Raw genomic sequence first — 7,753 nt, 5'->3', positions numbered from 1 at the left:
AGATGTGTATAAGAGAGCCTGCTACAAGGGCGCGCGAAAGGACATCCCCATGTTCGATTCCCTTGACGCCTTGCTTCTCGCCCGCGCACAATTCGCCTTCACCGTCAGTTTCCACTTCCTGTTTCCGGCATTTTCGATCGGTCTTGCCAGCTATCTCATGGTGCTGGAGGGGCTGTGGCTGGCGACCGGCAAGGGCGTCTATGCCAATCTCTTCCGCTACTGGCTCAAGATTTTCGCGGTCGTGTTCGCCATGGGCGTCGTGTCGGGCATCGTCATGTCCTACCAGTTCGGCACCAACTGGTCGGTCTTTTCGGACAAGGCCGGGCCGGTCATTGGTCCGTTGATGGCCTATGAGGTGCTGACAGCCTTCTTCCTGGAGGCCGGGTTTCTCGGCGTGATGCTGTTTGGCATCAACAAGGTCGGGCGAAAGCTGCATTTTGCCGCGACCTGCGCAGTGGCGATCGGCACCTTCATTTCCGCCTTCTGGATTCTCTCGGTCAACAGTTGGATGCAGACGCCAACCGGCTATGAGATGGGCGCGAACGGGCAGTTCCTGCCTGGTCCCAGCTGGATGGCGATCATCTTCAACCCCAGCTTCCCCTATCGGCTGGTCCATACCGTGCTGGCCGCCTATCTGACGACGGCCTTTGCCGTAGGCGGGGTGGGGGCCTGGCATCTGCTCAAGGACCGTACCAATCCCGGCGCACGCACCATGTTCTCCATGGCGATGTGGATGGCGGCGATCGTCGCGCCGATCCAGATCTTCGCGGGCGACATGCACGGCCTCAACACGCTGGAGCATCAGCCGGTCAAGGTGATGGCGATGGAAGGCCATTATGACAGCCATCCCGACGGCGCGCCGCTGATCCTGTTCGGTATCCCCGACAGCGCCAGCAAGCGGGTCGATTATGCCATCTCCGTTCCCAAGGCGTCGTCGCTGATCCTCAAACATGATCTCAATGCACCGATGAAGGGTCTCGATACCGTGCCGGAGGCGGATGAGCCGCCGGTGGGAATCGTGTTCTGGGCGTTCCGGGTGATGGTTGGCATCGGCTTTGCAATGCTGGGGCTGGGCCTGTGGAGCCTGATCGCACGCTGGCGCGGCAAGCTGCACGACTGGTCATGGCTGCATCGTGCGGCCTTGTTGCTGGGACCATCGGGCTTCATCGCCGTGCTGGCGGGATGGATCGTGACCGAGGTAGGCCGGCAGCCCTACACCATCTACGGCCTGCTGCGCACCGCCAACAGTGCATCGCCGCTCGACGCTCCGGCGGTAGCGGCATCGCTGCTGGCGTTCGTGCTGGTCTATTTCAGCGTGTTCGGCATGGGCATCTGGTATTTGTTGCATCTGATGAAGAAGCCGCCGGAAGCACATGAAAGGGCGCTGGATGGCGCACCGATCCGCACCGCCGGCATCACCCCTGCACCCGCCATCGAAGGAGGCGAAGGATGATTGACCTGACTGTCATCTGGGCCGCCATCATCGGCTTTGCCATCGTCGCATATGCCGTGATGGACGGGTTCGACCTTGGCATCGGCATCCTTTTCCCGCTGTTCAAGGTGGGCAAGGACCGCGACACCGCGATGAACAGCATCGCGCCGGTATGGGACGGCAATGAAACCTGGCTGGTGCTGGGCGGCGGCGGGCTGCTCGCCGCCTTTCCGCTGGCCTATGCCATCATCCTGCCTGCGCTTTACGCGCCGCTGATCGCGATGCTGCTGGGCCTCGTCCTGCGGGGCGTTGCGTTCGAGTTTCGCTGGCGCGACCCGGCGCACCGGGCGATGTGGGACCGCGCCTTCACTGGTGGATCGGCGGTCGCGACCTTTGCGCAGGGCATTGCGCTGGGCGCTCTGCTTCAGGGCATCAGCGTGGAAGGGCGCGCCTATTCCGGCGGCTGGTGGGAATGGCTTTCGCCCTTTTCGCTGCTGACCGGCGTGGCGCTGATGGTCGGCTATGCATTGCTGGGGGCATGCTGGCTCAACTGGAAGACGCAAGGCGGGTTGCAGCGGCAGGTGGTGACCTATGCCGGGCGGCTGGGCATCGCGCTGCTGATTTTGATTGGCGCGGTCAGCCTGGCCACGCTCACGCTGGAAGCCAGCTACCAGAGCCGCTGGCTGGCTTGGCCGGGCATTCTCGCCACGGCGCAGGTGCCGCTGGCAACGGTGATCGTCACCGCGCTCTTCTATCGCAGCCTGACGCGGCGCAAGGATGCGCAGCCTTTCCTCTGGGCGCTCGCGCTGTTTGGCCTGTGCTTGCTGGGGCTGGGCATTTCGATCTGGCCCTATGTCATCCCGGCGCGGGTCACCATCTGGGAGGCCGCAGCCCCCTATCGCAGCCAGTTGTTCATGCTGGCAGGCGGCGCGGTTCTTGTGCCGGTAATCCTGGCCTACACCGCCTGGGCCTATTGGGTGTTCAGGGGCAAGGTCGGCAGTGAGGGATATCATTGATGCGTGGGCGGATGATCCGACTGGGCTGGTTCGTGGGGATATGGGCCGCAAGCGTGGCGACGCTGCTACTGGTTTCGCTGGGATTGCGCCACTGGCTGGTGTGATAGCGCGTCGCTATCCAGGCTGCCATCTCCTGCGATAGCCTGTCGGCCTCTACGATGGCAGTGAGAAGCTTGGGTCGGGGCAGCAGCAGGGCGGGGCGGCGCAACGATCTGGGTCATGCGCTCGTCTCACAGGGCCAGCGCCAAACCCTGATCCACTTTCCCCTGCCAGCAGAAGCTTCGTCATCCCTCCATCAGCGACCGACATGCACCAGAGGGGGCTGATCCGTTGGCCTGTTCCAGCGCGTCGAGCGTGGCAAGAGCCATGGCGCGATATGGCGGCAAGAGAGCAGGGCAGTCCCTGCGCAGCGCGGAAACATGCCCACCGATTGTCGCTGCGTCACCGCGCAACAATGGCCCTGACATGCCCGCCATGCCTTTGCCAAGACCGTTCTCCAGCGCGGCGCGGACGAGTGGCGCAAGCAGCGCTGCGGGATCATCCACACCGGCCGCTGACAGGGCGTCAACGGCTCCGGCGATCAGGGTGACGAGGTGGTTGGCGCCATGGCACAGGGCTGCATGGTAAAGCGGCCGGTGCGCCTCGCTTATGTCGACCGGGACGCCACCGAGAAAGGCGACGATGGCCCTGGCCTCTGCGCCCGCCCGCAGCGTCGATCCGGTCACGGCGAAACGCGCGCCGATCATCTGCCGGACCTCCGCCTGCGGGTCGCCGGTGAAGGTCATGGCCGGGTGGACCGCTGCGGTGCGCCAGCCTTTGACATGGAGCGGCTCCAATATCGCCGCACCGCTGCGCCCGCTGACGTGGAATATAAAAGATGATTCCGCACTGGCAACGGCGGCGAGATCATGAATGGAAGGTTGGAGCGCATCGTCCGAAACGGCAAGGACGATCAGATCACATGCCTCGCCAATGCTGGCCAGATGCGTTGTCGCGTGGGCGCGGCCAATCGATCCGGCAAGAGCTGTGGCTTTTGCCGGATCGCGACCCCAGACCTGGAGCGGATTGACCGAGTGTCCGGCAAGGGCAAGCCCGATCGCGCCAGCGACCCGGCCCGTCCCGGCAATGCCGATCTGTCGATAAGGCTGGGCGTCAGCCATCGCCTAATCGACAGCGCGGCGCATGAGCCTGTCCAGCCGCTCGGCAAAGGCCCGTGCATCGCTCGGCTGCTCGCCATCGGCGATCCGCGCCTGATCCAGCAGCAGATGCGCCAGATCAGCCTTCAGTTCGTCCGCATCTTCGACCACCGCCAGTTTCTGGATCAGCGCGTGGCCGGGATTGATCTCCAATATGGGCAGGGCCGCTTGCGGCAACTGCCCTGCGCTGGCGAGCAATTTCTCCAATTGCCGATCCATGCCGCTTTCAGGCGCCACCAGACAGACCGCGCTGCTGGTCAGTCGTTCCGACACGCGCACATCCGAAACGGCACCCGCCAGGGCGTTCCTTGCAAAGGCAAGGAAGCCGTCGACCGCATCGCTGTCCGCCTGAACCGGTGCTTCGGTATCGTCCGACAGCGGGATGAGGGTGAGGTCGGTACCGCCCTGGGTCACCGACTTGAAGGGCTTGCCCTCATGATCGACGCCTACCGTGGTCCAGAAATTGTCGACCTGGTCGGGCAGCAGCAGCACTTCTATGCCGCGCGCGCGGAAGCCCTCAAGCTGCGGCGAGGTGGAGAGCCGATCCAGATCGTTGCCGGTCGCATAATAGATGGCGGTCTGGTTTTCGCGCAAGTCCGCGACATAGTCCTTCAGCGAACGCCAGCCATCCCCCGACCTCGTGCTCTTGAACCGGGCGAGGCCAAGCAGCGCCTCGCGCCGCTCGAAATCCTCGTACAGACCTTCTTTGAGGACGGCCCCGAAATTCTCCCAAATCTGCAAATATGCGTCACCGTCACTATCGGCGAGCTTCTGCAACTCGCCGAGCAGCCGGCCGGTCACGCCCTTCTGGATCGCCGCCAGCACGGGGCTGTCCTGAATCATCTCGCGCGACATGTTGAGTGGCAGGTCGGTCGAATCCACCAGGCCGCGCACAAAGCGCAGATAGCGGGGCAGGACAGGCGCTTCGTCGGTGATGAACACCCGGCGCACATAGAGTTTGATATGCCCCTTGCGATCCGGATCGAACAGGTCGAACGGCTTGGATTGCGGGATGAAGGTCAGGACCGAATATTCATACCGTCCTTCGGCCCGGTAATGGATCGTGTGCGCGGGCTTGTCATATTGCCCCGCAACGCTGCGATAGAAATCGGCATAATCTTCTTCGCTGATTTCCGAGCGTGGTTTGAGCCATAGCGCTGCGCCGTCGGCAACGAGATTGCCTTCGGCATCGGGCTTTTCCAACAGGGTGATCGGCACCGGCACATGACCGGACTGTGCCTTGACGATCCGCTCGACAGTGAAGCGTTCCGCATAGGATTTGGCATCGTCGAGCAGATGCAGGACGACGCGCGTGCCGCGTGGCGGAGCTTCCGTCAAATCCACCGGCGCGATCGTGTAGGTGCCAAGACCGTCCGAACGCCAGCACGCCGCCGCATCCGTGCCTGCCCGGCGGGAGAATACTTCCACCTCGCGTGCTACCATGAACGCGGAATAGAAGCCGACGCCGAATTGGCCGATCAGTTGCGAGTCCGCCTTGCCTGCATCTGCCGCCAGCCTGTCCATGAACGCCTTGGTGCCCGATCGCGCGATGGTACCCAGCGTCTCGCCCATATCGGCGGCGGTCATCCCGATGCCATTATCTTCGATCGTCAAACGGCCCTGATCGGGATCGAGAGTCAGGCTGATGCGCGGATGTGGATCATCACCCAGTAGCGCAGGCGTGGCGATACCTTCATAGCGCAGCTTCTCGCAGGCGTCGGCGGCATTTGAAATCAGTTCGCGAAGGAATACGTCGCGGTCGGAATAGACGGAATGCACCATCATGTGCAGCAACTTCGACACATCTGCCTCAAAGGCGTGGGTCTCTGGCGGCGCTGCGGTCTCGGTGGTCACGATAACACTCCCCATATTTTACGATGCAGCGCGGAAATGGCGGCAACATCTCATTTTTGCAAGATTGAGCGGATGGGGAAAAGCTGGGGCAGGTACTGACCAGCGCAGCTTCTTGACCATGGTCGCCGTGAAATCAGCATCCTTGTTCCATCCACACGGCATATTACTGCCTGGGCTGGCCAATGGTGACGCTTATAGTCTGGCGGGCAACCTCTTCTGGTCTCCTGCCTAAAATTGGGCGATGTTGTCCTTTACAACCCGGCACCAAAATCCTCCCGTGCAAGGGTAGGATTGGCTTCATGCCCGAAACGCCAATATCGGCTTTGCAAACTGCATGTTGCCAAAACTTTGGACCTGGGCATCGAATATCGCCATGCTCAACGCACAGTCGTCAACGGCCTCACCGGGCGATGGATCGCGTTGGGATGGCCGCGAAATATGGCTTCTAAGGGAGATGGCACATGGCAACAACATATGACGACGGCCTGCCAAAACATCATGCAGCGACACAGAATGAAAAACTCGTCATCGCCGCCTCCTCGCTGGGCACGGTGTTTGAATGGTATGATTTCTATCTCTACGGTCTGTTGGCGACCTACATCTCGGCGCAATTTTTCTCTGGCGTGAACGAGACGACAGGCTTCATCTTTGCACTGGCGGCCTTCGCAGCAGGTTTTGCAGTGCGGCCGTTCGGTGCGATCGTGTTCGGACGGGTCGGCGACATGGTCGGCCGCAAGAACACGTTCCTCGTCACGATGGGGATCATGGGTCTTTCGACCTTCGCGGTCGGCCTGTTGCCCAGCTATGCCAGCATCGGCGTGGCCGCGCCGATCATCCTGCTGATCATGCGACTGGCGCAGGGTCTGGCGCTGGGCGGCGAATATGGCGGGGCGGCGACCTATGTCGCCGAACATGCGCCGGAGGGGAAACGCGGCCTCTACACCAGCTGGATTCAGACGACGGCGACCTTCGGCTTGTTCGCCGCGCTGCTGGTCGTCATCGGATTTCGCTATGGGCTGGGTGAGGAAGCATTTGCCGCCTGGGGCTGGCGCCTGCCATTCCTCATCTCGATCCTGCTGCTGGGCGTGTCGATGTGGATTCGGTTGCAACTCAATGAAAGCCCCGTGTTCCAAAAGATGAAGGATGAAGGCACCACGTCGAAGGCACCGCTGACCGAAGCGTTCGGCACATGGGGCAATCTGCGCTGGGTCATCATCGCGCTGCTGGGCGCGGTCATGGGACAGGCGGTGGTGTGGTATGCCGGGCAATTTTATGCGCTGTTCTTCCTCGAAAAGACGCTGAGGGTGGATGGTGCGACGGCGAATATCCTGATTGCCATCGCACTGGCACTGGCAACGCCCTTCTTCGTGTTCTTCGGCTGGCTATCCGACAAGATCGGTCGCAAGCCGATCATCCTGGGCGGGTGTGCGCTGGCGGCGATGACATACTTCCCGCTGTTCGGGGCGCTGACCAACGCGGCCAACCCCATGCTGGCCGCGGCACAGGCTTCCGCTCCGGTGACGATCATCGCCCATCAGGAGGAATGTTCGTTCCAGTTCGACCCGGTCGGCAAAAACAAGTTCGATGGGTCCAGTTGCGATGTCGCCAAGGCCTATATGGCCAAGACCGGCATCACCTACGCCAATATCGACGCGCCTGCCGGTACTCCCGCCACGGTCAAGGTCGGAACGGTCAGCTTCACCGCGCCTGTTCCCACGAGCATGGTCGGACCTGGAAAGGACGCTGCAATCGCGGGGTTCCAGGACGCGCTTAAGGTCGGGCTGGCGGAGGCTGGCTATCCGCCCAAGGCTGATAATGCCAAAATCAACAAGCCGATGGTGGTGGCGATCCTGTGGGCGCTCGCGATGCTCGTGACGATGGTTTATGGCCCGATCGCGGCGATGTTGGTGGAGCTTTTCCCCAGCCGTATCCGCTACACGTCGATGTCGTTGCCCTATCATATCGGCAATGGCTGGTTCGGCGGCTTCCTGCCCACGACGGCATTCGCGATGGTCGCGGCCACCGGCAACATCTATTACGGCCTGTGGTATCCGGTCGTGGTGGCCGCCGCGACAGTGGTGATCGGGCTGTTGTTCCTGCCCGAAACCTTCCGCCGCAATATCGACGAATAGATCATTGATAAGCCGGCAATGCGTGGGGCGGCTGCCAACCGGAAGCCGCCCCCTTTTTATGAGCGACACGGCGGAGCGGGGCGACAGGGTCATATAGCTTATGGCCCGAGAGGGCGGATCGCG

6 protein-coding genes are annotated in these 7,753 nt (G+C 62.1%); 4 read left to right on the top strand and 2 right to left on the bottom strand.

Going from position 1 to position 7,753, the window contains the following annotated elements; translation table 11 throughout:
• Positions 1 to 49: 49 nt before the first annotated feature.
• From EBBID32_RS00390 to EBBID32_RS23350, 3 genes are read left to right on the top strand one after another with little or no spacing between them, the layout of a single operon-like run.
• Positions 50 to 1,453, top strand: coding sequence for a cytochrome ubiquinol oxidase subunit I (locus tag EBBID32_RS00390; protein WP_006948747.1), 1,404 nt, complete (start codon positions 50 to 52; stop codon positions 1,451 to 1,453).
• Positions 1,450 to 2,448: a cytochrome d ubiquinol oxidase subunit II gene (cydB, locus tag EBBID32_RS00385; protein ID WP_006948746.1), complete on the top strand. Its 999-nt coding sequence runs from the start codon at positions 1,450 to 1,452 to the stop codon at positions 2,446 to 2,448. The genes EBBID32_RS00390 and cydB overlap by 4 nt, the downstream gene beginning before the upstream one ends.
• Positions 2,448 to 2,552 (top strand): DUF2474 family protein, encoded by a 105-nt coding sequence (locus EBBID32_RS23350; RefSeq protein WP_081627997.1) that lies wholly within the window; start codon positions 2,448 to 2,450, stop codon positions 2,550 to 2,552. Before cydB ends, EBBID32_RS23350 begins: the two co-directional genes overlap by 1 nt.
• A gap of 180 nt (positions 2,553 to 2,732) precedes the next feature.
• Here the strand turns inward: EBBID32_RS23350 and EBBID32_RS00380 are convergent, their stop codons facing one another.
• Entirely contained in the window at positions 2,733 to 3,608 is an 876-nt protein-coding gene (locus tag EBBID32_RS00380) for a Rossmann-like and DUF2520 domain-containing protein (protein WP_006948745.1), read from the bottom strand.
• A 3-nt stretch (positions 3,609 to 3,611) separates the two neighbouring features.
• Positions 3,612 to 5,498 carry a molecular chaperone HtpG gene (gene htpG / locus EBBID32_RS00375; protein ID WP_006948744.1) on the bottom strand — a complete coding sequence of 629 codons (1,887 nt, stop codon included), beginning with the start codon at positions 5,496 to 5,498 and terminating at the stop codon, positions 3,612 to 3,614.
• A 461-nt stretch (positions 5,499 to 5,959) separates the two neighbouring features.
• Here htpG and EBBID32_RS00370 point away from each other — a divergent pair, with 461 nt between their 5' ends.
• Complete coding sequence (locus EBBID32_RS00370; RefSeq protein WP_006948742.1) at positions 5,960 to 7,630, top strand: MFS transporter; 1,671 nt, start codon at positions 5,960 to 5,962, stop codon at positions 7,628 to 7,630.
• The last annotated feature ends 123 nt before the right edge of the window (positions 7,631 to 7,753 follow it).

The sequence above is a fragment of the Sphingobium indicum BiD32 genome (assembly GCF_000382885.1).
GTDB lineage: Bacteria > Pseudomonadota > Alphaproteobacteria > Sphingomonadales > Sphingomonadaceae > Sphingobium > Sphingobium japonicum_C.
This window is presented reverse-complemented; position numbering and strand designations above follow the sequence as displayed.